The 26,271-nt window shown below is 60.7% G+C and carries 18 protein-coding genes; 7 read left to right on the top strand and 11 right to left on the bottom strand.

Annotated elements, in window-relative coordinates; genetic code table 11:
• The first annotated feature begins 71 nt into the window (after positions 1-71).
• Positions 72-962 carry a helix-turn-helix domain-containing protein gene (locus tag ACZ9BE_RS18350; RefSeq protein ID WP_024014136.1) on the top strand — a complete coding sequence of 297 codons (891 nt, stop codon included), beginning with the start codon at positions 72-74 and terminating at the stop codon, positions 960-962.
• Between the two features lie 130 nt (positions 963-1,092).
• Here the strand turns inward: ACZ9BE_RS18350 and ACZ9BE_RS18345 are convergent, their stop codons facing one another.
• Together ACZ9BE_RS18345 and ACZ9BE_RS18340 are read right to left on the bottom strand one after the other, a co-directional pair.
• Positions 1,093-1,269, bottom strand: a complete 177-nt coding sequence (locus ACZ9BE_RS18345; RefSeq protein WP_016773438.1) for a hypothetical protein — start codon at positions 1,267-1,269, stop codon at positions 1,093-1,095.
• A gap of 218 nt (positions 1,270-1,487) precedes the next feature.
• Positions 1,488-2,393, bottom strand: a complete 906-nt coding sequence (locus ACZ9BE_RS18340; RefSeq protein WP_476249779.1) for a LysR family transcriptional regulator — start codon at positions 2,391-2,393, stop codon at positions 1,488-1,490.
• A 113-nt stretch (positions 2,394-2,506) separates the two neighbouring features.
• On the opposite strand from ACZ9BE_RS18340, the gene ACZ9BE_RS18335 reads away from it, so the two are divergent.
• Both ACZ9BE_RS18335 and ACZ9BE_RS18330 read left to right on the top strand, forming a co-directional pair.
• A complete protein-coding gene (locus tag ACZ9BE_RS18335; RefSeq protein WP_056789950.1) occupies positions 2,507-3,385 on the top strand; it encodes an MBL fold metallo-hydrolase in 879 nt (292 codons plus the stop codon).
• A gap of 45 nt (positions 3,386-3,430) precedes the next feature.
• A complete protein-coding gene (locus ACZ9BE_RS18330) occupies positions 3,431-4,045 on the top strand; it encodes an NAD(P)-dependent oxidoreductase (protein ID WP_252876816.1) in 615 nt (204 codons plus the stop codon).
• A gap of 452 nt (positions 4,046-4,497) precedes the next feature.
• Here ACZ9BE_RS18330 and ACZ9BE_RS18325 read toward each other — a convergent pair whose 3' ends face one another.
• Complete coding sequence (locus tag ACZ9BE_RS18325) at positions 4,498-5,379, bottom strand: LysR substrate-binding domain-containing protein (protein WP_460064966.1); 882 nt, start codon at positions 5,377-5,379, stop codon at positions 4,498-4,500.
• Between the two features lie 218 nt (positions 5,380-5,597).
• Here ACZ9BE_RS18325 and ACZ9BE_RS18320 point away from each other — a divergent pair, with 218 nt between their 5' ends.
• Complete coding sequence (locus ACZ9BE_RS18320; protein ID WP_476249778.1) at positions 5,598-7,235, top strand: 5-guanidino-2-oxopentanoate decarboxylase; 1,638 nt, start codon at positions 5,598-5,600, stop codon at positions 7,233-7,235.
• Positions 7,235-8,683, top strand: a complete 1,449-nt coding sequence (locus ACZ9BE_RS18315; protein WP_476250144.1) for an aldehyde dehydrogenase family protein — start codon at positions 7,235-7,237, stop codon at positions 8,681-8,683. Before ACZ9BE_RS18320 ends, ACZ9BE_RS18315 begins: the two co-directional genes overlap by 1 nt.
• Before the next feature lie 617 nt (positions 8,684-9,300).
• On the opposite strand, the gene ACZ9BE_RS18310 is transcribed toward ACZ9BE_RS18315, so the two are convergent.
• Complete coding sequence (locus ACZ9BE_RS18310; RefSeq protein WP_476249777.1) at positions 9,301-10,230, bottom strand: AraC family transcriptional regulator; 930 nt, start codon at positions 10,228-10,230, stop codon at positions 9,301-9,303.
• A gap of 396 nt (positions 10,231-10,626) precedes the next feature.
• Between ACZ9BE_RS18310 and ACZ9BE_RS18305 the strand changes: the two genes are divergently transcribed.
• Positions 10,627-10,980, top strand: coding sequence for a putative quinol monooxygenase (locus tag ACZ9BE_RS18305; RefSeq protein ID WP_041479832.1), 354 nt, complete (start codon positions 10,627-10,629; stop codon positions 10,978-10,980).
• Positions 10,981-11,023: 43 nt separating this feature from the next.
• Positions 11,024-11,266, top strand: coding sequence for a hypothetical protein (locus ACZ9BE_RS18300; RefSeq protein ID WP_041479831.1), 243 nt, complete (start codon positions 11,024-11,026; stop codon positions 11,264-11,266).
• Here the strand turns inward: ACZ9BE_RS18300 and ACZ9BE_RS18295 are convergent, their stop codons facing one another.
• The 7 genes from ACZ9BE_RS18295 to ACZ9BE_RS18265 form a co-directional block, all read right to left on the bottom strand.
• Positions 11,267-11,896 (bottom strand): flavin reductase family protein, encoded by a 630-nt coding sequence (locus ACZ9BE_RS18295; RefSeq protein ID WP_071173402.1) that lies wholly within the window; start codon positions 11,894-11,896, stop codon positions 11,267-11,269.
• Positions 11,897-12,031: 135 nt separating this feature from the next.
• Positions 12,032-13,351, bottom strand: a complete 1,320-nt coding sequence (locus ACZ9BE_RS18290) for an MFS transporter (protein WP_024014128.1) — start codon at positions 13,349-13,351, stop codon at positions 12,032-12,034.
• Positions 13,352-13,728: 377 nt separating this feature from the next.
• A complete protein-coding gene (locus ACZ9BE_RS18285) occupies positions 13,729-15,057 on the bottom strand; it encodes a sigma-54-dependent transcriptional regulator (protein WP_016773449.1) in 1,329 nt (442 codons plus the stop codon).
• Entirely contained in the window at positions 15,057-16,817 is a 1,761-nt protein-coding gene (locus ACZ9BE_RS18280; protein ID WP_476249776.1) for an ATP-binding protein, read from the bottom strand. Before ACZ9BE_RS18280 ends, ACZ9BE_RS18285 begins: the two co-directional genes overlap by 1 nt.
• An 84-nt stretch (positions 16,818-16,901) precedes the next feature.
• Positions 16,902-19,538, bottom strand: coding sequence for an RHS repeat domain-containing protein (locus tag ACZ9BE_RS18275; RefSeq protein ID WP_476249775.1), 2,637 nt, complete (start codon positions 19,536-19,538; stop codon positions 16,902-16,904).
• Positions 19,535-24,016, bottom strand: a complete 4,482-nt coding sequence (locus tag ACZ9BE_RS18270; RefSeq protein ID WP_476249774.1) for a SpvB/TcaC N-terminal domain-containing protein — start codon at positions 24,014-24,016, stop codon at positions 19,535-19,537. The genes ACZ9BE_RS18275 and ACZ9BE_RS18270 overlap by 4 nt, the downstream gene beginning before the upstream one ends.
• 199 nt (positions 24,017-24,215) lie before the next feature.
• The gene (locus tag ACZ9BE_RS18265; RefSeq protein WP_016773454.1) at positions 24,216-25,739 is read right to left on the bottom strand and encodes a fumarate hydratase; all 1,524 of its coding nucleotides are present in this window, start codon (positions 25,737-25,739) and stop codon (positions 24,216-24,218) included.
• Between the last annotated feature and the right edge of the window lie 532 nt (positions 25,740-26,271).

Genomic DNA, 26,271 nt, shown 5'->3' with positions numbered 1-26,271 from the left:
CTGAGCCGATACCTGTACATTCTGCCAATCGGTGCGATTATCGCCCAAAAACCAGAGGCCTGGATTGAAGTATGAACAAGCCTGCCCTGCCTTCTATTCCGGTGTTCAAGCTCTACGGTGAAAGCCTGGACTGGCCGACCCCGGACTTGCTGCACTGTGAAACCATTTCCTCGCGCAGTCGCGAACATCAATGGGAAATCAAACCTCACCGCCATGCGGATCTGTGCCAGCTGCTGTTCGTTTTCAAAGGTCAGGCAGAGCTCGAAATCGAAGGCCAGCGCACGCAGCTTGAGACTCCGGCGATACAGGTGCTGCCACCGTTATCGGTGCACGGGTTTCGTTTTTCCGAGGATGTTGAAGGCTTCATCGTCACCTTGGCCACGCCGCTGATCAATCATTTGCAGGCGCAATTGGGCGATTCGGTACACGCGTTGGCCCGGGCGGAGAACTACCCGGCCGGCAAGGATGGCGATTATCTCAACAGCCTGTTTTCAGCCTTGCAGGCCGAGTACAACGGTCATCAACCGGCGCGGGAAATGCTCATGCATTCGCTGGTCAGCGTGATCATGGTCTGGGTCAGCCGTCAGGCGATCGTCCGCCACAAGGCCAGTCAGCGCCCGCAGCGCCAACGCGAATACCTCAACGGTTTCATTCAGTTGGTGGAAGAGACTTACCGCCAGCACGTCAAGGTCGAAGACCTCGCCCATCGCCTGGGCATCTCCGTGTCGCACCTCAACGGCACCTGCCGTGAACTGGCCGGGCAACCGGCGTTGCAGATCATGCACGAGCGCCAGTTGCTGGAAGCCAAGCGCCTGCTGACCTACACCAGCATGACGATTTACGAGATGTCGGAGCTGTTGGGGTTTTCCGATCCGACCAACTTCACGCGCCTGTTCCGTCGCCGGGTGGGGATTTCGCCAAAGGCATTCCGCGACCGCTTGAAGGCCGAGCAACAATCCTGATGCGCTGATGAGCCCTGTGGGAGCGAGCCTGCTCGCGAATACGGTCGTTCATTCAGCAACTAGGCTGGCTGACACAGCGCATTCGCGAGCAGGCTCGCTCCCACAGCAGTTGCATTCCAGCGCAGGTCTATCAGCGCAATGCGTTCAGCGTGGCATTGTGCGGAATACACCGCTCATAGTTGCAGCTCGCATACTCACGCGGCAGCTGGCGCAACTGCTCGACCCGCCAGGCAGCGGTGCCGTACAGCGCCAGCGTGGCGGCGCAGGTGATGAAGATGGCGGCGTATCTTTTTGTTTTGATGTTCATGGTGTTCGACCTCTGAACGTCTACCTTGCGGTATTACTTTGAGCATAGGTCAGCGGCGCGTACTTGCCAGCGAGTGCGCTTGAGGATTTAGCCGGCCATTCAGCGAATTGATGCCTATGTGGGAGCGAGCCTGCTCGCGAAGGCGGTGGTCCAAGCGACATCAATGTTGAATGTACTGGCCTCTTCGCGAGCAGGCTCGCTCCCACAAGGGATCGGGTTTACAGGCCGGCATCCCAGGCCGGGGCCTCGGGAAAGCGCTGCACAAGAAAGTCGAGCATGATGCGCAGTGCCGCCGGCATGTGTTTGCGTGAGGCGTACACCGCGTAGATATTCATCTGGCGCGGTTCTGCGTGTGGCAGCAAGCGCAGCAGTTCGCCGCTGTGAATATGCACGCCAGCCTGGTAGGTCGGCAGCATCGCCACGCCCGCGCCGGCCAGGGTTGCGCGCAGGAGGGTGCTGGCCTCGTTGGCGCTGATATTGCCCTGCACCGGCACCGAAACCGGTTCGCCATCCTCCTCGAAATGCCACAGGCTCTTGCCGAAATAGGAATGGGTCAGGCAGTTGTGTCGGCTCAGTTCCTCCACCCGCAACGGCGCCGGATGCTCAAGCAGATACGCCGGTGCTGCGCAGACCACCGAACGGCACACGGTCAAGCGTCTGGCGATCAGATTCGGATCAAGATCATTGCTGGTGCGAATCGCCAGATCGATGCGTTCATCGACCAGATTCACCGTGCGGTCGAGCATTTGCAGATCGATGCTCACGCCGGGGTAAAGCCTGACGTACGCCGCGACCGCATCGGCCAGTTGCGCTTGGCCAAACGAGGTGCTGACGCTGATCCGCAGCAATCCGCGCGGCGCGTCATGGGGTTCGCTGACGGCGGCCTTCATGTCGTGCGACAGGTCGATCATCTGCCGGCAGCGCGGGAGGATTTCACTGCCGGCGGCGGTCAGGCTCAATTTGCGCGTGGTGCGGTGCATCAGTCGCGCACCGACCCAGTCTTCCAGCTCCGCCAGATAGCGCGACACCACCGGCCGCGACAGGTCGAGGTGGTCGGCCGCCGCCGACTGGCTGCCCAGGTCCACGACCGTGACGAATACCCGCATTGCTTGAAGCCGATCCATGATTTGCCCGCTTTCAGAAACAAACTATGTCCAAGCATCGCATTTTTTGTACTGAGTCTGGCAACTAAGCTCTGTTGCATCGCCAGACTGGCATTCGCAATCCGGAGCAACACATGATCGGCTTCACCCCCTTCAAACGCGTTCTGCTCGCCGCAGCATTTTTCGGCTTTGCCGCCCATGCATCCGCCGCCGAGCTGAGCCTCGATGTCTACAACCCGGGCACCCAGGCGATTTTCCCGGTCAGCTCGGTGCTGGTCAGCGGTGAGAAAGAAGCGATTCTGGTCGACGCGCAATTCGGCAAATCCCAGGCCGAGCAAGTGGTGGAAAAGATCCGCGCCAGCGGCAAGCAATTGACCACCATCTACATCAGCCATGGTGACCCGGATTACTACTTTGGCCTCGACACCCTGACCAAGGCATTCCCGCAAGCCAAAGTATTGGCTTCGCAGCCGACCGTCGATCACATCAAGCACACCGTCGACGGCAAACTGGCCTACTGGGGGCCGAAAATGGGCGCCGATGTGCCGGCGAAAACCATCGTCCCGGACGTGCTCAAGGGCGACAGCCTAACCCTTGAAGGCAAGCAATTGCAGGTGATCGGCCTCGACGGCAAGCAACCGGATCGCAGCTTCGTATGGATCCCGTCGCTCAAAGCAGTGGTCGGTGGCGTAGTGGTCGCCGAGAACATTCATGTGTGGATGGCCGACACCCAGACCGCGCAATCCCACGCCGATTGGCTGCACACCCTGCACACCATCGAAAGCCTGAAACCGCAAACCGTGGTGCCCGGTCATTACCTGGGTGACAGCAGCCGCTCGCTGGCCAGCGTGAAATTCACCGCCGATTACATCAAGGCCTTCGATGCCGAAACCGCCAAGGCCAAAGACTCCGCTGCACTGATCGCGGCGATGAAAAAACGCTACCCGCAGCTGGGCGAGGAAAGCTCGCTGGAGCTCAGCGCGAAAGTCGCCAAGGGCGAGATGCAGTGGTAAGCCGAACCTGAACACGCAGCATTTTCAAGCCAACTGGAGAATGTCATGAGCAAGATCGCAATCATTGGCGCCACCGGCCGTGCCGGTAGCCAATTGCTGGAAGAAGCCCTGCGTCGCGGCCACAGCGTCACCGCCATTGCCCGCGATACCTCGAAGATCGGCAGCCGTGCCGGTGTCGTCAGCAAGAGCCTCGACGTACTGGATTCGGCAGCGTTGCAAGCGGCGGTGGCCGGTCACGACGCAGTGATCAGCGCAGCGCATTTCGCCACCGTCCCGGCCTCGGCGATTGTCGGACCGGTGAAGCAGGCGGGCGTGAAGCGCTTGCTGGTGGTCGGCGGCGCCGGTTCGCTGTTGCTGCCGGATGACACGCGGGTGATCGACAGTGCCGGTTTCCCGGCCGAATACAAAGCCGAGGCGAGCGCAGGTGCTGAGTTTCTTGATGCGTTGCGTCACGAGCAGGAACTGGACTGGACCTTTTTGTCGCCGTCGGCGGAGTTCGTCGAGGGTGAGCGCAGTGGCACATTCCGCGTCGGCAAGGATCATCTGTTGGTCAGTGCCGAAGGACGCAGCTGGATCACATTTGCCGATTACGCGATTGCGCTGATTGACGAAGTGGAAACGCCGAAGCATTCGCGCCAGCGTTATACCGTCGGGTATTGAGTCAAGCCTTTTCCCCTCACCCCAGCCCTCTCCCGGGGGAGAGGGAGCCGACCGAGTTGTCTTGGGTCACACATTGACCTGAACGACCGTGTCGATTATGGATTCGGCGTGGCTGTGTCAGGTCGATGAATTTCTTGAGTATCCCCAATCAGTTCCCTCTCCCTGGGGAGAGGGAGCCGACCGAGTTGTCTTGGGTCACGCATTGACCTGAACGACCGTGTCGATTATGGATTCGGCGTGGCTGTGTCAGGTCGATGAATTTCTTGAGTATCCCCAATCAGTTCCCTCTCCCTGGGGAGAGGGAGCCGACCGAGTTGTCTTGGGTCACGCATTGACCTGAACGGCCGTGTCGATTATGGATTCGGCGTGGCTGTGTCAGGTCGATGAATTTCTTGAGTATCCCCAATCAGTTCCCTCTCCCTGGGGAGAGGGCTAGGGTGAGGGGAGAGGCTTCAGCGCAAATGAGCCTGCTCAACCAGCCAGAGCATCAGTTCCTCAAGTTGCGGCGAGGGTTCGGCTCCAGCAGGCACCACCACGTAATACGCCAGCCCCGTTTTCACCTTCAACGCAAACGGCATCACCAGTCGCCCGGCGTTCAGATCATCACCAATCAGCGACCAGTCCCCGATCGCCACGCCCGTGCCATGGGAGGCCATCGACATCGCCTGATCCAGCGTTTCGAAATGCTGGCCGCTGCTTAGATTGGCCAGTTGCAAACCCGCCGCATCGAGCCACACCGACCAGTCCTGAATGTCGTGGGTCGGGTGCAATAACAAGTGTTCCTGCAGGTCCTTTGGTGAATTCAGCGCCGGCGAACCTTTGAGCAGTTGCGGCGAGCAGACCGGTGTCAGTTGCTCGTCGAACAGATGCAGTGCGCCTGGCGAATTGTCCGGCGGCGGACCGTAGATCACCGCGGCGTCGAATTGCTCGCGCTGGAAATCCACACCGTGTTGCAGCGAGGCCGTCAATTTCACCGGCACGTCCGGGCGTTCCTTCTGCCATTGCAGCAGGCGCGGCAGCAGCCAGCGCATCACGCAGCTTGGGGCCTTGAGTTGCAACGTCTGGTGTTTGAGCCCGATCTGCTCGGTCGCTTCACTGATCAGCCCGAAAACCTTCTCCACTTGTGGCAGCCATTCGCGGCCTTCGGCCGTCAGCGCCAGACCTCGGGCCAGACGGATGAACAGCGGATAACCGAGCTGTTCTTCCAGCCCGGCGATCTGCCGGCTCACCGCGCCCTGAGTGATGTGCAACTGCTCGGCGGCGCGAGTGAAATTGCAGCATTGCGCGGTGATCCAGAACGTATGCAGGGCGGGCAGGGGTGGCAGGCGTTTCATGGCGATCCGAGGTATGACGTGGCGACATGGCTAGTATGACTTTTAATCGATTGTTGCTGCCAGTTGCGCACCGTTCCAATGGGCACTCCACGGACCCTGTGGGAGCGAGCCTGCTCGCGAAGACGGTTCAAGGTTCGACACGGATGTTGGCTGGACCGCTTATTCGCGAGCAGGCTCGCTCCCACAGGGAGTGTTCAGTGAATGAAAGGGCAATCAATATGGCAACGTGCGGCGAAGTACTGGTCAGGCTGTTGGAAAATTACGGGGTCGAGCAGGTGTTCGGCATTCCCGGTGTGCACACCGTCGAGCTGTACCGAGGCCTCGCGCGTTCAAGCATCAACCACGTCACGCCTCGCCACGAACAGGGCGCCGGGTTCATGGCTGACGGCTATGCGCGTACCAGCGGCAAACCCGGTGTGTGTTTCATCATCACCGGTCCGGGCATGACCAATATCACCACGGCCATGGGCCAGGCTTACGCCGATTCGATTCCGATGCTGGTGATCTCCAGCGTGCAGTCGCGCAGCCAGTTGGGTGGTGGCCGCGGCAAGTTGCATGAGCTGCCGAACCAGAGCGCACTGGTCGGCGGCGTCGCAGCGTTCTCGCACACGCTGATGTCCGCTGCCGAACTGCCGGTGGTGCTTGCTCGCGCTTTCGCGCTGTTCCAGGCCGGGCGACCGCGTCCGGTGCACATCGAAATTCCGTTGGACGTGCTGGTGGAAGAGGCCGATGAGTTGCTCGCCAGCCTGCCGGTGAATATCGATCGCGCCGGCGCCGCACCGGCAGCCGTGGCCCGCATGAGCGAACTGCTCGCCAGTGCGCAACGTCCACTGATTCTCGCTGGCGGCGGTGCTATCGACGCGGCGCCGGAGCTGACCCGACTCGCCGAACTGCTCGACGCTCCAGTGGCGCTGACCATCAACGCCAAAGGCATGCTGCCGACCAGCCATCCGTTGTTGATCGGTTCGACGCAAAGCCTGGTCGCCACTCGCGCACTGGTCGCTGAAGCCGACGTGGTGCTGGCGATCGGCACGGAGCTGGCCGAGACCGATTACGACGTCACTTTCGCCGGCGGCTTCGAGATTCCCGGCAAGCTGCTGCGCATCGACATCGATGCCGATCAGACCGTGCGCAACTACCCGCCGCACGTCGCACTGGTCGCTGATTCGCGCAACGCCGCGCAAGCATTGCTCAGCGCCTTGTCGCACCAACCTCTGGCCGAGCGCCGCAATGATTGGGGCCAGGTTCGCGCCGCGCGTCTGCGTGATGAATTGGCGGCGAGCTGGGATGCGCCGACGCTGGCGCAGACGCGTTTCCTCGAAACCGTGCTGCACGAGCTGCCTGACGCGGTGTTCGTCGGCGACTCCACGCAACCGGTGTACACCGGCAACCTCACTTTCAACCCCGAGCGTCCACGTCGCTGGTTCAACGCATCCACCGGTTACGGCACCCTCGGCTATGCGTTGCCGGCGGCGATCGGTGCGTGGCTCGGTGGACAACTCGATAACGGCGCGCGCCCGCCGGTGGTGTGCCTGATCGGTGACGGCGGCTTGCAATTCACCCTGCCGGAACTGGCCAGCGCCGTTGAAGCACGGGTGCCGGTGATCGTGCTGCTGTGGAATAACCAGGGTTACGAGGAGATCAAAAAGTACATGGTCAACCGCGCCATCGAACCGGTTGGCGTGGACATCTACACCCCGGACTTCGTCGCCGTGGCCAAGGGCCTCGGTTGCGCCGCGCAAGCCATCAGCAATATCGACGAATTGCGCGCAGCGCTGCGTAAAGCGACGGACCGGCAAGGCCCGACGCTGATTGAAATCGACCAGAACCAGTGGATGCAGGCGGTGGCCCAATGATCAGCTTTCCAACCACACTCGACGGGCTCTACATCAACGGTCAATGGTCGTCGGGCCGCGAACATCTGCGGGTGATCAACCCCGCTACCGAAGCGCTGCTGACCACCGTCAATGGCGGCGACGAACAGGCCGTCGACCAGGCGATCAGCGCGGCGACCGAGGCGTTCAAACACTGGTCGACAACCACCGGCGCCGAACGCGCTGCGATCCTGCGCAACATTGCCAACGGCGTGCGCAACGGTCGCGATCACTTGATGAATCTGCAGTCGAGTAATAACGGTAAACCGCAGTTCGAAGCGGCCATCGATGTCGATGACGTGATCGCCACTTTCGACTATTACGCCGAACTCGCCGAAGGCCTCGACGCCGGTCAGGACAGCAACGTGCCGCTGCCCAGCGATGACTTCAGCGCACGCCTGCGTCGTGAGCCATGCGGTGTGGTCGGGCTGATCGTGCCGTGGAATTTCCCCATGGTCACCACCGCTTGGAAGCTCGCCCCGGCGCTCGCCGCCGGTTGCTGCGTGGTGCTGAAACCTTCTGAAGTGACGCCGTTGCCGGAGCTGGAACTGGCCGCGATCATCGCTGCATCCGGTTTGCCCGACGGCGTGTTCAATCTGGTCTGCGGCACTGGTCTGGCGGTGGGCGCGCCGTTGTCGGCCGATCCACGCATCGCCAAGATTTCCTTCACTGGCAGCAATGCGGTTGGCGTGCAGGTAATGCAACGCGCTGCTGAAACCGTGAAGGGTGTGAGTCTGGAGCTGGGTGGCAAATCATCGTTGCTGGTGCTGGCGGATGCCGATCTGCAGCTGGCGGTGGAACTGGCTTGTGGTGGGGCGTTCTTCAACGCCGGGCAAATGTGCTCGGCCACCAGTCGGGTGCTGGTTGCCGAGGAATTGATGGACGAATTTCTTCAGCGTCTGCAAAAGCGCGCAGAGGCGATTCGAGTGGCCGATCCGTTCGATCCGGACGTGGAGATGGGCGCGCTGGTCAATCAGGCGCAGTACCAACGGGTGCTTGGGCATATTGATCGCGGTTTGAGCGCCGGGGCGAGGTTGGTGTGCGGCGGTAATCGTCCGGCGCATTTGCCGCGCGGGTATTTTCTGCAACCGACGGTGTTCACCGACGTGCCTCTGGACAGCGCGTTATGGCGTGAAGAGATTTTCGGCCCGGTGGTGTGTGTGCGCGGTTTCGGCAGCGAGGCTGAAGCGATTGCCTTGGCCAACGACAGCCAGTTCGGCCTGGTCGCGAGCGTAGTGACACGCGATGCCACCGCAGCAGATCGTGTGGCCAATGCGTTGCAGGCAGGGCTGGTGTGGATCAATGCTCCGCAGGTGATCTTCCCGCAGACGGCTTGGGGTGGGTACAAGCAGAGCAGTGTCGGCCGCGAACTGGGGCCTTGGGGGTTGGCGGCGTTTTTGGAGATCAAGCACGTCGTGCGCGCGGTGTAGAAGCCTGCCCTCACCCCAGCCCTCTCCCGGGGGGAGAGGGAGCTGACCGAGGTGTCTTGCGTTCTCCGTCGACCTGAAAAACCGAGTCGATTATGGATTTGAAGGTCATCAACCCAACGCCGGGTTGGCCTGGCTTGGCTGATTCCGGATTCAGCACCGATATCGCAAGTCGCTGAACCTCTCCAATATCCCCCAATCGGTTCCCTCTCCCTCTGGGGGAGAGGGAGCTGACCGAGGTGTCTTGCGTTCTCCGTCGACCTGAAAAACCGAGTCGATTATGGATTTGAAGGTCATCAATCCAACGGCGGGTTGGCCTGGCTTGGCTGATTCCGGATTCAGCACCGATATCGCAAGTCGATGAACCTCTCCAATATCCCACAATCGGTTCCCTCTCCCTCTGGGGGAGAGGGAGCTGACCGAGGTGTCTTGCGTTCTCCGTCGACCTGAAAAACCGAGTCGATTATGGATTTGAAGGTCATCAATCCAACGGCGGGTTGGCCTGGCTTGGCTGATTCCGGATTCAGCACCGATATCGCAAGTCGCTGAACCTCTCCAATATCCCCCAATCGGTTCCCTCTCCCTCTGGGAGAGGGCTAGGGTGAGGGGCTTCTATGGAGTCACACCGTAAGCCGCAACCGCGCCAGATCCCGCAACGGCGGCGCACCAAACAGTCGGCTGTACTCGCGGCTGAATTGCGACGGACTTTCATAGCCCACCCGATATCCTGCTGCCGAGGCTTCCAGGCCTTCGGTCAACATCAGCCGCCGTGCTTCTTGCAGGCGTAGCTGCTTCTGGTACTGCAACGGACTCATCGCGGTCATCGCCTTGAAGCGATGATGCAACGTCGACACGCTGAGGTTCACTTCCCGCGCCAGATCATCGATGCGCAGCGGTTGCTCGAAATTGCCGTTGAGCCATTTGATTGCCTGGCTGATGCGATGGCTCTGGCTGTTGGCAATCGCAATCTCATACAAACGATGACCCTGTGGACTACGCAGCAGGCGATAGAGAATCTCCCGGCGAATCAGCGGCGCGAGCATGGCGATGTCTTTCGGCGCGTCGAGCAGCCGCGCCAGCCGCAGCACCGCGTCGAGCATGGCGCTGTCGATTTTTTCCACGTACAGACCGCGTCCGGTCGGCCGCGTCGGTACGCCCATCGGGCCGGCGTCGGCGATCAGCGCGGTGATTTCGGTCGGATCAATGTCGAGGCGCACGGCGAGGATCGGTTCTTCCGGCGAGACATTGACCACGCGCCCGCTGAGCGGCATCGAAACCGACACCACCAGATAATTCAGCGGGTCGTAGTTGAAGAACTCGTCGGCCAGGCGGACCTCTTTGCGCCCCTGCGCCATGATGCACAGCGCCGGCTGCGCGAGCACCGGGGCAAAGTCATGGGACTGGGTGTGACGCGACATCACCAGTGAGCCGATGGCGGTCTGGTAGCTGCCATCGTCGCTGGTGTTGCGGCGGATGATCGCGGCCAGCTCCGCGCGCTGCTTTTCCATGTCGGCGCTGGGTTCGGCTTGAAAACGATCGAATGACGTCATGCACGGCATCCTCGGCAAGTGAGGGGGAATGCAGCAGAGCATATGTTTGTGCAAGCGGCGGCGGTAGACACATTCTGCCAAATGCTTGCCTGATTCTGCCCGCAGGTGCGCACATGCCTCCCGCCATACGATTCCGTAGGAGCTGCCGAAGGCTGCGATCCGTTGATCTTCGAGGCAAAAGCACAAGATCGCAGCCTTCGGCAGCTCCTACACAAAACGCGTATGACAGACGTGTTGCGCGGGTTTACAGGTTGTTACAGGTCGTCTGCGCAGTCTCGCAGGATTGTGCAACGCGAAGGCAGGAATCGACTAACGGCGCAGCCGGCCCGGCCCTTAATCTTTGCTTCAGTCGCAGCCCGTCCCCCGGCTGCCACGCGATTTCATGGAGGGTTGATCATGTCCAAGCAGATGCCTGTCAGTCATATGGCCTTCGTTCGTGCCCAGCCCGGGCGCTCGGCGGAACTCGGTGTGCGCCTGAGCGCATTGATCGAAGTCTCGCGCGCGGCGCCCGGCTGCCTGAGTTTTTCCCTGCAACAATCGCAGTGCGACGCCGACCTGTGGCTGGTCAGCGGCTACTGGAGCAGTCAGCAAATGATGACGGCGTATTTCAACAGTCCGTCGATGGAAGTCTTCGCCGAGCTGGTGCAGGACCTGGTGGTCAACAGCCTCGACTTCCACACGTTCAGGGACGTTTCCGCCGCGCAGGCCCTCGGTCAATGCGCGGCGCCGATACACAAACTCGCCGGTTGAGGGTTTAATGTCCGGCTTATTTGATTGAGCCAGGATCCGCGACATGGCACGTAAAGAGTTTGAACGCTTCGAAGCAGTCTCCGCAGTCGTCCCCGTCGAGCTGGGCGGCAACAAGGGTTATTACGCGGCGATCGCGGTCAAAGCCCTGGTCGATGGCGGCGCCCCACGCTTTCACAAATTGCTCAATGAGCAGGTGTTCCCCGGCGCCATTGCTGCCGATGATGCAGCCATCAACGAACTGGACAAGCTCAAGGGCGTCACCGATGACGCCGAGCTGATCTGGTAATTACTTCTGCGCCCCCGGGCGCCACATTTTGAACAGCGCCTCAGGCCCCAGCTGGAAATAATCCGCCGGCCCGCCGCCACGCAGAATCGGTTGTGCGGCGGCGGTGTCATAGATGCCGTCCTTCAGCAGCCATTTGGCGATGTGCACCGCGACTACTTCACCGAGGATCAGCCAGCTCGGCACGGTTTCGCCATCGGCGCGTTGCAGCTGGATGATCTGCGTGACCTTGCACTCGAAGGACACTGGACTCTCGGCGACCCGTGGGACCGAAATCACCTTTGACGCCACGGTGGTCAGCCCCGCCAGTTCAAACTCGTTGACCTCGGGCGCGACCATCGCGCAGCTCTGGTTCATCTGCTCGGCCAACGGGCGGGTGGCGAGGTTCCAGACGAACTCACCGGTCTGCTCGATATTGTTCAGACTGTCTTTGCGCCCGACACTGGAAAAACCAATGATCGGCGGCACGTAGTTGAAGGCGTTGAAGAAACTGTACGGCGCGAGATTGAGTCGGCCTTCGGCATCCTGCGAGGAAATCCAGCCGATGGGGCGCGGGCCGACGATGGCGTTGAACGGATCGTGAGGCAGGCCGTGGCCGTTGGCGGGTTCGTAGAAGTGGATGTCATCGGGCATGGGGAGCGGATTCCTGAGCTGCATTCGGATGCAGCCATAGTGCAAGGACCCAGCGCATATTTCCAGCCAGACGCGAGACCCCGTAGGGTTCGTGGCAGGACACAGATTTTGTGGCCTGCCAGCGATGCGGTGCGATCAGTCAGTGACGATCCGCGAATGCTTCTGGGTATCTTTCATGGTGATGTACACCAGCAGCGACACGGCAATGCACGCGGTGACGTACCAGTAGTAACCGGTTTCCATGCCGATGCTCTTGAACCACAGCGCGATGTATTCGGCGGTACCGCCGAAGATCGACACGGTCAGTGCGTACGGCAGGCCAACGCCCAGGGCGCGGATTTCGGTCGGGAACAATTCGGCTTTGACCACCGCGTTGATCGAGGTGTAGCCGCTGACAATGATCAGCGCCGCCATGATCAGGAAGAACGCGCCCCACCAGGTCTGGATGGTGTGCAGGGTCATCAGGATCGGCACGGTGAAGATCGTACCGAGCACACCGAAGGCGATCAGGATCGGGCGACGACCGATCTTGTCCGACAGGCCACCGATGATCGGTTGCAGGCACATGAACAGGAACAGCGTGGCGGCGGAAATGGTGGTCGAGTCGGAGATGCTCATGCCGACCGTGTTCACCAGGTATTTCTGCATGTAGGTGGTGTAGGTGTAGAACGCCAGGGTGCCGCCCATGGTCAGGCCGACCACGGTCAACAGCTCTTTCGGGTGGCGCATCAAGGTGCGCATTGCGCTTTCCTTGGATTTCTCTTTTTTGGTGAACGACTCGGTTTCTTCCATGCCGCGACGCAGGTACAGCGCCACGACCGCACACAGCGCACCGATGGCGAACGGGATACGCCAGCCCCACGCGTAGAGCTGTTCGGTGGTCAGCATGTTTTGCAGCACGATCAATACGCCGAGGGCGATGAGCTGCCCGGAGATCAGGGTCACGTACTGGAAGCTGGAGAAGAAGCCGCGACGTTCCTTGGTCGCCATCTCGGACAGATAAGTCGCCGAGGTGCCGTACTCGCCGCCGACCGACAGGCCTTGCAGCAGGCGGGCAAACACCAGCAGGATCGGCGCGCCGATGCCGATAGTTTCATAATTCGGGCTCAGGGCGATCAGCAGCGAGCCGAAGCACATCAGGTACACCGAGGCCATCAGCGCTTTCTTGCGCCCGACCTTGTCGGCGTACATGCCCATCAGCCAGCCACCGATCGGACGCATCAGGAAACCCACGGCGAAGATCGCTGCGGTGTTCATCAGTTGCGCAGTGGTGGAGCCGGCGGGGAAAAAGGTTTTCGCGAAGTACAGGGAGAAGGCGGCATACACATACCAGTCGTACCACTCGACCATGTTGCCGACAGAGCCGCTGAAGATCGATTTGATCCGGCTGGCGGTGGTTCTCGGTTTGGCCGGCACGGCAGCCGACCCAAGGGGCAGGGCGTTGGAGTTATCCATTGAAGGATCCTTCGTTTAATTGTTTTTGTGGAGCGCGTCGGAACGCAGCCTGCCAGGGCTATAGCAGGAGGTGTGCCAAAGGGTGAGGGGCCGGTTTAGAGGGGGTAGCGGGGAGGAGTGAGCGGATTTGTGCCGACTGATTGGGCTGAGTGAGCGGATTTCCGCTTACCGCGTGAAATCAAAAGCCCCTCACCCTAGCCCTCTCCCAGAGGGAGAGGGGACTGACCGAGGTGTTCTCGTGGGTTACATCGACCTGCAATATCGAGTCGAATACAGATTCGGGAAAGCATGGAGATCGGCTCCCTCCCCCCTCGCCCCCCTGGGGGAGAGGGCTGGGGTGAGGGGGATGGATTTCAGCTACACCACAAATCTCTGCCTCACTCCGCCAGAAACATCTCCCGACTCAACCCATGCCGCTGCATCTTTTCATTGAACGTGCGGCGCGGCAGTTGCAGTTCTTCGAGCACGGCTTTCACATCACCCTTGTGCCGGGTCAACGCCGCGCGCAGACATTGCGCTTCGAACGCTTCCTGCTGCGCCGCCAGCGATTGCCCCGGATCGATTCCGGCGACCGGTTCATCCAGCCCCAATACCTGACGTTCCGCGACGTTGGCCAGTTCGCGCACATTGCCCGGCCAGTCATGGCTGAGCAGGTGACTGAGCTGCGCACCGGTCAACGGCGGAAAGGTCCGGCCCAGACGCTGAGCGGCATTCTGCGCGAAGGTCTCGAACAGCAACGGAATGTCTTCGCGGCGATCGCGCAGCGGCGGCAGGCGCAGTTCGGCGACGTTGAGGCGATAAGCCAGGTCCTCACGAAAACGTCCGGCGCGGGCTTCGTCGAGCAGGTCCGGTTTGGTCGCCGCGACGATACGCAAATCAACGCGAATGCTCTGGTTCGACCCCAGCCGCTCAAGCTTCTGCTCCTGCAAGACCCGCAGCAATTTCACCTGCTGGGCCAGCGGCATGCTTTCGATCTCATCGAGAAACAGCGTGCCGCCATCGGCATATTCCAGCTTGCCGATGCGTTTGCCCGAGGCGCCGGTAAACGCGCCGCTCTCATGGCCGAACAGCTCGGCCTCGAACAGTTGCTCCGGGATCGCCGCGCAGTTCAGCGCCACGAAAGGTTTGCCGGCGCGCGGGCCGAAATCATGCAGGCAACGCGCGACCAGTTCCTTGCCGCTGCCGGTTTCGCCACGGATCAGCACGTTGACCGGCAACGTCGCCAGATCCAGCACTTGCCGACGCAATGTCTGCAAGCCGCGGGACACGCCAAGCAGCGTCGCATCGAGCTTTGCGCGGTTGTCGGCCAGTTCGTGCAGGGCGCGGTTTTCCAGGACCAGGCGGCGTTTGTCCAGCGCCCGGCGCAGGCTGCCGAGCAGGGTTTCCGGGCTGAACGGTTTTTCCAGAAAGTCGTAGGCGCCATCGCGCATGGCTTCGACCGCCATCGGCACATCGCCATGGCCGGTGAGCAGAATCACCGGCAGATCGCTGTCGCGCTTTTGCACTTCGGCGAGCAGTTGCAAACCGTCCATGCCGGGCATGCGCACGTCGCTGAGGATCACCCCGGCAAAATGTTCCGGGAGCGCGGCAAGGCATTCTTCGGCACGGCTGAACAATTGCACCTGAAACCCCGACAGGCTCAGCCACTGTTCAACGGCGTCGCGAATGCTGCTTTCGTCGTCGACCACCATCACCGAATTGAGCATCAGATATGTGCCTCCAGATCGATTGGCAGGGTCAGGCTGAACACCGCGCCGTGGTCGCCATTCTCGACGCTCAGGCGTCCGCCGGATTCATGCACGATGGCGAAGGATACTGCCAGCCCCAGGCCCAGACCGTCACCCACCGGTTTGGTGGTAAAGAACGGATCGAACACCTGGCCGACATGTTCCTCGGCAATGCCGCCGCCGTTGTCGCTGACGCTCAGCCGCCACAATTGTTCATCAGCCTCCAGACGGATTTCCAGACGCTTGCAGGCTTTGCCGTGCATCGCATCCAGCGCATTGCGCAGCAGGTTGATCAGCACCTGTTCCAGACGAATCGCATCACCGCGTACCCACGCCGGCCGGGTCAGATGCAGCACCAGACTGACCTGTTCGTCACGCAGTCGCGCATCGAGAAGTTGCAGCGATTGATCGACCACCGTCGCCAGATCCAGACGTTCGCGCAAGCCGCTCGGGCTTTTGCGGGCGAAGGTCTTGAGGTGGCCGGTGAGGGCGGCCATGCGCGTGAGCATGTCGTCCACCGGTTTCAGCGCCTTGTAGGCGTCATCGACGCGGCCATGTTCGAGCAGCAGGCGCAGAGTTGCCAGTTGCATGCGCTGGGCGGTCAGCGGTTGATTGATTTCGTGGGCCAGCGCCGCAGACATCTGCCCCAGCGCGGCGAGTTTGGCCGACTGCACCAGACCTTCCTGCGCGGTACGCAAGTCGCGGGTGCGCTCCTCGACCAAGCGCTCGAGTTCTTCACGATTGCGCTGACGGACCTTGGCCAGCCGCCAGCGCTGATTGAGGAACAACAACAGGAACACCAGCGCCAGCCACACGCCAGCGGCGGCCAGCGCGGCGTTGCGCAAATCCTCGAAGGCCACTTGCGGACGACGCAGCAGATGCAGGGTCCAGCCCTCGGTCGTCAGCGGCAGCGATTCCCACAGATAATCCGCCGTGCCCTGCGGACCTTCGACCCGGCGCAGATCGCTGTTGTCATCGAAGCGCCGCAGCGGCAAATGGGTCAGCGGAACCAGCGATTGCTTGTCGTACTGGCGGGTGGTTTTGATCTCGGCCAGATCATCAGCGCTCAATGCTCGCAAGGCGCGATAACGCCAGCGCGGCTGATTGGCGATAAAGATGATCCCGCGTGCATCGCTGACCAGCAGCGTGTCGCTGCCCTGGCTCCATTCGCGCTCCAGTTCGGGAAACTCCAGCTTGACCACCATCGCGCCGAGAAACTCGTCGTTGTCGCCAAGTACGGCGCTGGAAAGGAAATACCCGGGAATGCCGCTGGTCACGCCTACCGCGTAAAAACGCCCGGTGCCTTGGGTGCGGGTCTGGCTGAAATAGGGGCGGAAGCCGTAATTGTGGCCAACGTAACTGCTGGGCAAGCGCCAGTTGCTGGCGGCCACGGCCAGGCCGGTGTGATCGAGCAGTTCAAGGGTCGAGGATTGCGCGGCGCCATTGATCTTTTCCAGCTTCACATTCAATGCCGCTTGCTGCGCAGCATCGACCGGGCCGGCCAGGGCCGAACGCAATTGCGGATCCAGCGCCAGTACGGCGGGCAGGGCGCGATAGCGGTCGATCAGGGTGTGCAAGGAGTTGGCGTACAACCCCAGTTGCTGATTGGCGCGGGCGGCGTCTTCTTCCAGCGCCTGACGTTCCGCGTGGCGCATCGCGAGCGTCGCGGCAATGACCGTGCCGGCGATGATCAGCAGGGAATACAACGACAGACGCAGGGTACGGGAAGTCGGCAGCATGCTGGATGAAAGGTCGGCAGGACGGGCGGGCACGATAGCATGGGCCGAGGTGGCCGGGCGCGCTGTTCGCGCCGGCCGTGTCTGCTAGACAGCTGTCTCCTGTACCTGACGTCGATGCACAAGATTCAACCTCGGCTTCGGCACCGGTCTTGCCTGAGGTTCGGCAGCGAGCGAGCGCTCCAGTTGCTGCAGGCGTTCTGTCACGCCTTGCGCCTCGCTTGGCGCTTCGATAGTCGCCTGAGCGGTTTGCATGACCTTGTCGATGGCTTCGAACGGGTCTACACCATTCCTGGACAGCTTCATGACCTGACGCTGTTTTTCTGCATCCAGTGCGTCCAGTTGGGCGTAGAACATCTTCTGGATGTGCTCGGAGTAGCTGTTGAGGTTATCCGTGAAAGTCTTGATGCTGTCGATAAGCGCAGCACCTCCATCGAGAAGAGCCCTCGCGCCGTCTACGGCTTTTGCAGCGCCGTCGCCCAGCGTTTTCAGCCCGTCCTTGAGCTCTTGGGTGTGCAGTGTCTGCGCTGCTTTCAAACCCTTCTTGAAAAAGTGGTAACGCAATACCGGAAACACTATTGCCCCCGCGATTGCCCCTGCGCCGGAACCGATGGCGTTGCCGATTCCGGGTACCACGGTGCCGATGACACTGCCGATGGCGATGCCTTTGCCGATACCGTAAAAGACCGATTTGATGCCGGCCCGGGAGGTGATGAATTTGCCGAACGTCATGCTTTTGCGCACCTCCTCGATGTTCTGGCCTTCAGGAATCAGGCCATCGAACTCGGTGGTCAGGTTGTGCAATTGCTCCGCCGCAGTTTGCGCTTGATCAAAGATACCGACCGCTTTTCTGACCAGGTCAAACACCACTTTGAAGGCACCGGTCTGGTCGACATGGACGATCGGGTTGTTACCGACAAAACCATACAGATTCAAACCGTCCACATCCCCCGCCGGATCAGCACTGACCCAGCGCTGCAACCACGGCGCGTAATAACGGGCGCCGTAGTAGTACAAACCGCTGACATCCATTTCCTTGCCGGAATAACGGATAAAGCGGTATTCGATTTCCGATTCCGGCGCCATCCATGCGGTTTCGCCGAACGGGTAATAGCCTTCTGCGCTGGTGACCACAGCGTCTTCATTGAGCTCCATCACGCAAGAGCCGAGGTGGTCTTCGAGGGTGTAGCGCATCTGGTCGTCTATCGGCGTCGAACGTTGCGCCCAATGCAGGCAGCGCGCGTTACCGAGGCTGATGATGTGCAGCACTTCGCCGTTGTCCTTGCTGCGAATTTCCAGCCCTGGCAGGTAACGCACCTGGTGGAAGTGGCGGACCTTGTCGGTGAACCATTCATGACATTTGAGGACCCGCTGGCCCGCGCTGTACTGGTAATACTCGGCATCGTTATCGCTGTCCTGACGGATAACCAGATCCACGCGCTCCAGCTCGTCACGGCTGTTCCAGTGCAATGACGGACCGTGGCGCAGCTTGCGTTGATTGCCGTGCGGGTCGAACCAGATGTCGAAGTCCGGCGGCTCGTCACCTGTTTGCCAACGCACCCCGCGATTGCTTTTGTCGTCGATGCGCATCGTGCGGGTGCGACTGTTGCCGTCGCGCTGATGACGCAACTCGGTCAGATTGCCGCCATCGTCGTAGCTATACGTCTGGGTGTAATTGAGGCGGTTTCGCTCGTCGGGCGGTCGCGGCAGGCCGGGAATGTCCGGGGGCAGGGCGTCGTCATGACCGGTCGCACGGATCAGGCGATACAGGGAGTCGTAGCTGAATTCACGGTGGCCGTCGACCCGTTGATTGGCGAACCAGGTGGGCTCGAAGGCGTGGTCTTCGATGCGGATGATATTGCCGACGCGATCGTAGAAATATTGCAGATCCTGCAATGCGGGTTGGCCGGGCTTATGACTGATCCGCGTGCGCAAGCGTCCGTCGGCTGGATCGTAGGTCCATTCGTTGAGCACACCGTTGCCGTCCTGTTGCTCGATGAGCTGGCCATTGGCGTTGTAGTGCGCATCCTCCAGGACTTGCGTGATGTTCGCCTTCACTTGCAAGTGCATTTGCCTGAGTTGCCCGGCAAGCCCATAGCGCGAGGTTCTGCGATGGCCGCCGGCGTCGGTCTGTTCAAGCACGGCGCCAAGCGGACTGAACACCTGATGGCTGGTGAACGCTTGGTGATCATCAAATGTGCGCTTTTCCACCAGTGCCTGTCCGGTGAGGGCATAGCTGGTGATATCCAGCGAGCCTGACGGATCTGTCTGCTGGATCAACCGGCCGCGCAGGTTGGAGTCTGCTCCGGCAGAGCCCGGAGCGTAAGTGAAGGTATCGAGCTGATTTTCGCCGTTTCCCGACACTTCGAGCTGCACCACGCGCAATTGCCCGTCAAAGGTCGATTGCCAGACATGGCCGCGCGCGTCCCATTGCTGCCGAGGCTCCCCGGCCGGCCCCGGCAGCAGCAAACGCCAGCCGCTATCGACACTGTCGGTGAACACCGCATCGCCATTGATGGAATAAACAGTGGTGGTGTTTGCAATGGGCAGGCGCGGATCCTGTTGCGCGACCGGATGTCCGGCCACATCGTGTTCCTGAAACGTCACAACAGCGGTGACCGCGTCCTCTGCCACGGTACGCAAATAAGCGACCTGACGGACTGGCAGGCCACGTCCGTCGCTGACGGTCAGCAAAGGCGTGCGCCAATGTGTGGAGGCGCTCATGCGCCTGACCCACGCGTAGACACCACCTCTTCAGCGGTGTCGTTGAAGTCTTCGCTGGTGTGATACCAGGGATGATACGTCTCGCGGGAAAAGTCGCCCTTGGCGTTGATCAGCTTGATCGGACGTCCCGTTGCGTCATAGAACAGCTGATCGAAGAGCCCGAGTTGGCGCAGCGATTGATCATTGACGTAGCGGTGCGTGTTAGCGAAAAACGGCCGGTATTGGCGCTGCGCGAGACCTTTGTTGTTGTATTCGACGCGTTCGCTGATACGCCAGCGTGTCTGCGTCGGTTGCTCACCTTCTTCGATCAGCAATTGACCATCCTCACCCACCACATAAGCCAGTCCGGGGTCGACCTTCTGCTGGGTTTGCAGTACCCGACCAAAGCCATCGATGCAGGTTTTGACGATCTGGATCTGTGCCTTGACGGTGTCGTAGGGATAGCGGTCGGCACTGAGCACCACGGTGTGTACCGGCTCTCGGTACGCCAGTTCAATGGCCTCGAGCAATTGCTGGTCTTCAGGCGTCAGATTGAGGCTTTGCGCGAGCCGGCGACGTGCGCTGGCGCGGATCTGCCCGCCGGGCAACAGATCGCCCTGCTTGATTGACAGGGTTTGAAGCGTGGAGGCGGGTATCAGGCCCATCCAGCTGAACAGGTTTTTGTGCAGGGTGCTGGCTGCGTTTTTTACAGTGTCCTCCGGATACTGGATGGCCTGTTCCGGACTGGGGGCCGGCAAGGTCCAGTCATCGGTCAGCTTGTCGAATCCGGCAGGTTTGCCATTCTCGGTACCGTGAAAGCTGATGACCAGCGGCTGGCCGGAAGGCTCATGGATGACTTCTTCAGTGTTGTCGTTGGCGTCGGTGATTCGCTTGGGTTTCAGGGCGTGGTAATCGAATTCCGCGACCTGCACGGCGCAACCGTCGGGCAACTCCATGCGCATGACCGTCAGCCAGTGTTGATCGTATTCGGCTTTGGTCACGCCATGGCTTGGCGTTTCGTTGAAATCGAGCACTTTATAGAACGCTTGCAAGTCGCCGTACCGAGCCAGATTGAACCGCGACGACCAAAGATCTTGTTCCTCACTCGGCGTCGCTTCGAACAGCCGCGGCATGGGTGAGTAACCAATTGCCTCTAGGGCTTCGCGAATGTTCAGATCCGGCACAATGCTGTAAGCCTCCAGCGCGGTCTTGTCCAGCAGGGCAAGCTCCAGAGAATGCGACAGGGCTTCGAATCCGGCGACGCCGTCTTCCAGTTCAATACCCTCTACGTCCACATAGTGCTGTATGGATTGGGAAGTCAGTACCCGTTCGATGGCCCATTCTTGCGAATCCTGCAGCGTTCTCAACGATTCGAAAGATATCTGTGCCGGGTTCAGCTCGCCGGGTAGCGTACCTTTGGCCAATTTCAGCGCGTCGCCCCGTTCCTGATAGGGCAAGCCCAGTCGCCATTGCTGCGGCTCTGGCAGATTGATCAGACGCGCACGGGTCTCACTGATGTAAAAGTATTGCTGCGCCTCGTCGTGAGCGTCGGACCACCATTGATTCAGGTGGTCCTCGGTGAAGGGTGGCGGGCTCTGGGCGGTCAACCTGCGCGCATAGCTCACCGTCAGTGCATGGGTCGCGGCGCCATAAGCGTCCCAGCGCAGGCTGACATCGTGGCGGCACAGCGGGTCATTGATAAAGCCGTCGTACTGATAGCTGATTGCTTCAACCTGAAGGGGCAGCAGAACGGCTGCGGCATATGGCCCCTGGGGCCGCACCTCGCGCACCAGATAACGCTTTTCCTCTACCGAATACAGCTTGGCAGCGCCAGGTACCTGCGAATCTTCCTGGTAGGCAAGGGTCTCCGTTCGGGCGACCGAGCCGACCAGTGCCTGCGCAATCCGGTAGCGACTGTCGGCATCTTCCGGGGTGACAGGCTCATCGATTTCACCTTTGGGGTGATAACGACTGAACAGGGTTTCGCCCAACGGGCAGGCGTCCACGTCCGCGTTGAAATAATCCTCGCGGGAACGATTCATTTCCTGCCCGTTGTGAAACCAGGTGCATGTTTGCACCGGCTCGTTGAAGCCAGGCTCTGAAGGATCGGCTCCAATCTCGCAGTCAAGTTGCTGCAAATAGCCGAACCCGCGAAACTCCCGTTCCCTGCCGTCGTAGAACCCTTCGCGCCAGGTGAATGACTGGGTCAACCGGTTGTCGGTGATCTCGTCGTGTTGCTCCTGTTTCTTCACCACGGGCAGCGGAAACGGCAGATGACATATCGGTGCACGCGCAAGTGCCAGCAGTCGCTCCTTTTCATCCAGCCATTCCTGAGCCGAACTGCGATAAGTCACGCTGCTGGAGTAACCCATGTTGTTGTTGCTGTTGACCAGCAGATAGGGCTTGGCTGCAACAAAATCGTAGCGCCAATGCCGAGGCTGGATATGCGGCACCGTCAGAATCAGGCTGGCGCAACCGAGGCCTTGCAGGTCGGCGAAACTGACCTGGCACAAGCGGTCATAGTGCACCTCTTCGGGCCACGGCACGCTGACGGGAATCTGCTCCAGACCGTTGCCGCCCCGGTTCAGGTAAATGTCGAATCCTTCGGATCGCAGATAGATCAGCGCGGGCGCGCCGGAGCCATCGAGGTCGGCCAGACGCACTCGTGCGGCGTCGAATTCGTCGTAGGTGAAGGGCAGGGCACTGATCTTGCGACCTTGACCGAATTTGCCATGACCAAGATTCGGCCAACAGCGGACTTCGTCATGGCGGATGCGACACAGCTCGGGCATGTCGCTGCCGAGCAGATTGCCCAGAAGCACCAGCTCGGTTCGCGAGTTACTGAACACCGGCAGACGGTCGTCTTCGTATGCATGGGGGATTTCCTGTGCGGCGGCGAAGCCTTTTTCGCGCAGGCTGGCATAGAGCCTCACACGATCGTGGCTGATGCTGGCCGCTGACATCAGGCCGTCCCCGCTGAAATCCCCCATGGTCAAAGTCAGATCCTGGTGTTCCCGGGGAAACGTGTCGAACGCGCTGAACAATTCGAATTGTCGCTGCGCATTCAGCGCATGGAACCCGCAGTAACCCAACCGGGCGATGATCAGGTCCAGGCGCCCATCGCCGGTCAGATCCAGCAGTTGCGCCACGGCGCGGTTACGATCTGCCACCGGGATCTTGTCCAGCAGAGCCCATGGGCCGTAACCGATCAGTTCGGTACCAGGCGCCGCGCGCAGCGGCTCGCGGTAGTACCAGGCGTTGTCATAGCGGCAGAGAAAACCCGGCACGCCCTCGCCATACAGATCGACACATTGGTAGAACCCGCCGTCTTCGATGCCCGGTTGAGTCTCGTTTTCCAACAGGCGTGCAGGTGTCTTGTTGATCTCGAAGGGCGAGTATTCGAACTCTAGCGGCGGTGAATGCTCGACATTGCCTTGCGCATCGAAGGCCTGATAGTGCGCCGCGCTGATCTGGCTGTAGGCCCACGGAGCAGAGTTCTGGATAGGTCGATATTCCAGCAGCAGGCGACGTACAAGCTTCGCCTCTGTCGCCAGCCCTTCGGGGAAGTGATGAAACATCAACACTTGCTGGCACAGCCTGCGGGTGCTCAGTTCAAAACCCTGGCCATAGGTGGAAAACGGATCCGGTCGCAGCCGCCAGCGGTTCACTTCTTCGTAGCTCGGGGTCTCCGTCAGCGAACTGCTGCGTTCGCCGTAATCGAACACCAGTTGAAAATGCCAAGGCAAATCCGTCGGCCGGTCGGTGTCCCAGCTATAGAGACGGTCGCTCGCCGTGGCATTGCCATAACACACCCGGCGCAGATAGCGCTGGGCGCGGTAGTCGTGAATCGGATCTTGCTCGTCAGGCTGATCGTCGGGCTTGTACTCGTAGCAGATGTGTTCGCCATGGGCGTTCATGCTTTCACACAGCAGCCAGCTACTGATGCGCGATTCGTCGTCGGGGTCGGCACGGCGTGAGGCGCTGGTTTTGCCGTAGACATGCAACGTACCGTCGGCACCATGTACCAACCAGAACGGGGCTCCACCGTCAGCCGGATGCCAGCATTCGCGCAGGGAAAAATCGCTTTCGATCCGCGTCCGGTAAGACACGACGTTGTGTTCGGGAATGGGGCGGTCTCTGTAGCTGTGTTCCGTGCGTGACTTCAAGTCTCCGGCATCATCGAGCTCCGGCATCCACACCTCGCCGTCATGCCCGATGATTTCATCGTGCTCGGTATACCGTGGAACACCTTTGTTGGTGCGGCGACTGATCTGGCTCAGGCCCAGGTGGCAACCAAGGCCAAACGGACCGTTACCGCTCTGGCTGTTGATTGCCAAGGGTATTTGCGGGTCGTAGCCACGACCGCTCGATAGCGGGATCAGCAATTCGCATCCAGCCGAGGCGGTCGGCCCGACGGCGCTCCAGCTCTTGCCGATGGTGGCGATCGATGAGCTTTTGGCGATGGAAGGAGCTGTGATGCTGAGGTCTTGATCGGCCATGTTCGAATCCATTCGCGCTACATAGGGCGTATGGATAGACGCTAACAGGAGTGGGCCGGAGATGGACCTGTCAGATCTGACAGGTGCGCAAGATCATTTTCTGTGCATGGGAAATTCTGTTATCGCGATTGGTTTGAACAAGCAAAAACGGCCGGGGCATCTTTGCGGATGCACCGGCCGTTTTCATGACGCCAGAGGCTTACTGCACTTCTACCGCCAAGCTTTCGCTGATCTTCTGTTGCCAGATCGCCGGGCCAGTGATGTGTACCGACTCACCTTTGCTGTCCACCGCTACGGTGACCGGCATGTCCTTGACCTCGAACTCGTAGATCGCTTCCATGCCCAGCTCGGCAAATGCCAGCACCTTGGACTTCTTGATCGCTTGCGCAACCAGGTACGCAGCGCCGCCGACAGCCATCAGGTACACAGCCTTGTTGTCCTTGATCGCGTCGATCGCGGTCGGGCCGCGCTCGGACTTGCCGATCATGCCCAGCAGGCCGGTCTGCTCGAGGATCTGGCGGGTGAACTTGTCCATACGCGTTGCGGTGGTCGGGCCGGCCGGGCCAACCACTTCGTCACCGACCGGATCAACCGGGCCGACGTAGTAGATGAAGCGACCCTTGAGGTCGACCGGCAGGGTTTCACCCTTGTTGAGCATCTCGACCATGCGCTTGTGCGCGGCGTCGCGACCGGTGAGCATCTTGCCGTTGAGCAGCACGGTTTCGCCCGGCTTCCAGCTCTGCACGTCTTCCGGGGTCAGGGTGTCGAGGTTGACACGACGCGCCGACGGGCCGGCTTCCCAGACGATTTCCGGGTAGGCGTCCAGCGGTGGCGCTTCCAGCGAGGCCGGGCCGGAACCGTCGAGCACGAAGTGTGCGTGACGGGTGGCGGCGCAGTTGGGGATCATGCACACCGGCAAGGATGCGGCGTGGGTCGGGTAGTCCATGATCTTCACGTCGAGCACGGTGGTCAGGCCGCCGAGGCCCTGGGCGCCGATGCCCAACTGGTTGACCTTCTCGAACAGCTCCAGACGCATTTCTTCGATGCGATTCTGCGGGCCACGGGCCTTGAGCTCGTGAATGTCGATGGATTCCATCAACACTTCCTTGGCCATCACCGCGGCTTTCTCGGCGGTGCCGCCGATGCCGATACCCAGCATGCCCGGCGGGCACCAGCCGGCGCCCATGGTCGGCACGGTTTTCAATACCCAGTCGACGATCGAGTCGGACGGGTTGAGCATGGCCATTTTCGACTTGTTCTCGGAACCGCCGCCCTTGGCCGCCACGTCCACTTCCACGGTGTTGCCCGGGACGATGGAGTAGTGGATCACCGCCGGGGTGTTGTCCTTGGTGTTCTTGCGAGCGCCTGCCGGGTCGGCAAGGATCGAGGCACGCAGGACGTTTTCCGGCAGGTTGTAGGCGCGACGCACGCCTTCGTTGATCATGTCGTCCAGGCCCATGGTGGCGCCATCCCAGCGCACGTCCATGCCGACACGGACGAACACGGTGACGATACCGGTGTCCTGGCAGATCGGGCGATGGCCGGTGGCGCACATGCGCGAGTTGATCAGGATCTGCGCCATCGAATCACGGGCCGCTGGCGACTCTTCGCGCAGGTAGGCTTCGTGCATCGCCTGGATGAAATCCACGGGGTGGTAATAGGAAATGAACTGCAGGGCGTCGGCAACGCTCTGAATCAGGTCATCTTGCTTGATCACGGTCATGAGTCGCGCTCCTCTGAAACACGGGAACATTCTATGGGGCAGCTTGAGGCTTTCGGCTCACAGCTGATCCTCTGGCACGCCGGGGCTGCTGGCGCGACGCTAAAAAGGCGCGGCAGTATACCGCGCCTCGGTGGGGCGTACACGCGCCGGCAGTCATTCGTTGGTCGCATGGGTGGGCGAATATCGGACAGCGGGTTTGCACTTCAGGATCGCCCCCCTCACCCCAGCCCTCTCCCCCAGATGGGGCGAGGGGGAAAGGGAGCCGATCTTCATCTTGTTCAAAAACTAAGTCCGGCTCAGGAAAATGAAGCTGTTTTGTGCCGTTTCCAGACTCGAGTTCGGCGCGATGTTTGAAGTCGGTGTAACTCGGATAAACAACCCGGTCAGTCCCCTCTCCCTCTGGGAGAGGGCTAGGGTGAGGGGCTTTTGGCGGTGTCAGTGGGCCACACTTTTGACGTCAATTTTCGAGCCCGAAAATCGGTGGTCATTTAGCGACCGGGCCTCTAAAGTGGCATCCGGTCTGTAGAGTAGG

Source organism: Pseudomonas sp. TE9122 (assembly GCF_056278925.1).
Note: the sequence above shows the minus strand (reverse complement) of the source record. Positions and strands in the feature narration are given on the sequence as shown.

Excerpts from the sequence above, each read along its gene's own strand:
- ACZ9BE_RS18350 (WP_024014136.1), top strand. The coding sequence starts at position 72 with ATGAACAAGCCTGCCCTGCCTTCTATTCCGGTGTTCAAGCTCTACGGT.
- ACZ9BE_RS18345 (WP_016773438.1), bottom strand. The coding sequence starts at position 1,269 with ATGAACATCAAAACAAAAAGATACGCCGCCATCTTCATCACCTGCGCC.
- ACZ9BE_RS18340 (WP_476249779.1), bottom strand. The coding sequence starts at position 2,393 with ATGGATCGGCTTCAAGCAATGCGGGTATTCGTCACGGTCGTGGACCTG.
- ACZ9BE_RS18335 (WP_056789950.1), top strand. The coding sequence starts at position 2,507 with ATGATCGGCTTCACCCCCTTCAAACGCGTTCTGCTCGCCGCAGCATTT.
- ACZ9BE_RS18330 (WP_252876816.1), top strand. The coding sequence starts at position 3,431 with ATGAGCAAGATCGCAATCATTGGCGCCACCGGCCGTGCCGGTAGCCAA.
- ACZ9BE_RS18325 (WP_460064966.1), bottom strand. The coding sequence starts at position 5,379 with ATGAAACGCCTGCCACCCCTGCCCGCCCTGCATACGTTCTGGATCACC.
- ACZ9BE_RS18320 (WP_476249778.1), top strand. The coding sequence starts at position 5,598 with ATGGCAACGTGCGGCGAAGTACTGGTCAGGCTGTTGGAAAATTACGGG.
- ACZ9BE_RS18310 (WP_476249777.1), bottom strand. The coding sequence starts at position 10,230 with ATGACGTCATTCGATCGTTTTCAAGCCGAACCCAGCGCCGACATGGAA.
- ACZ9BE_RS18305 (WP_041479832.1), top strand. The coding sequence starts at position 10,627 with ATGTCCAAGCAGATGCCTGTCAGTCATATGGCCTTCGTTCGTGCCCAG.
- ACZ9BE_RS18300 (WP_041479831.1), top strand. The coding sequence starts at position 11,024 with ATGGCACGTAAAGAGTTTGAACGCTTCGAAGCAGTCTCCGCAGTCGTC.
- ACZ9BE_RS18295 (WP_071173402.1), bottom strand. The coding sequence starts at position 11,896 with ATGCCCGATGACATCCACTTCTACGAACCCGCCAACGGCCACGGCCTG.
- ACZ9BE_RS18290 (WP_024014128.1), bottom strand. The coding sequence starts at position 13,351 with ATGGATAACTCCAACGCCCTGCCCCTTGGGTCGGCTGCCGTGCCGGCC.
- ACZ9BE_RS18285 (WP_016773449.1), bottom strand. The coding sequence starts at position 15,057 with ATGCTCAATTCGGTGATGGTGGTCGACGACGAAAGCAGCATTCGCGAC.
- ACZ9BE_RS18280 (WP_476249776.1), bottom strand. The coding sequence starts at position 16,817 with ATGCTGCCGACTTCCCGTACCCTGCGTCTGTCGTTGTATTCCCTGCTG.
- ACZ9BE_RS18275 (WP_476249775.1), bottom strand. The coding sequence starts at position 19,538 with ATGAGCGCCTCCACACATTGGCGCACGCCTTTGCTGACCGTCAGCGAC.
- ACZ9BE_RS18270 (WP_476249774.1), bottom strand. The coding sequence starts at position 24,016 with ATGGCCGATCAAGACCTCAGCATCACAGCTCCTTCCATCGCCAAAAGC.
- ACZ9BE_RS18265 (WP_016773454.1), bottom strand. The coding sequence starts at position 25,739 with ATGACCGTGATCAAGCAAGATGACCTGATTCAGAGCGTTGCCGACGCC.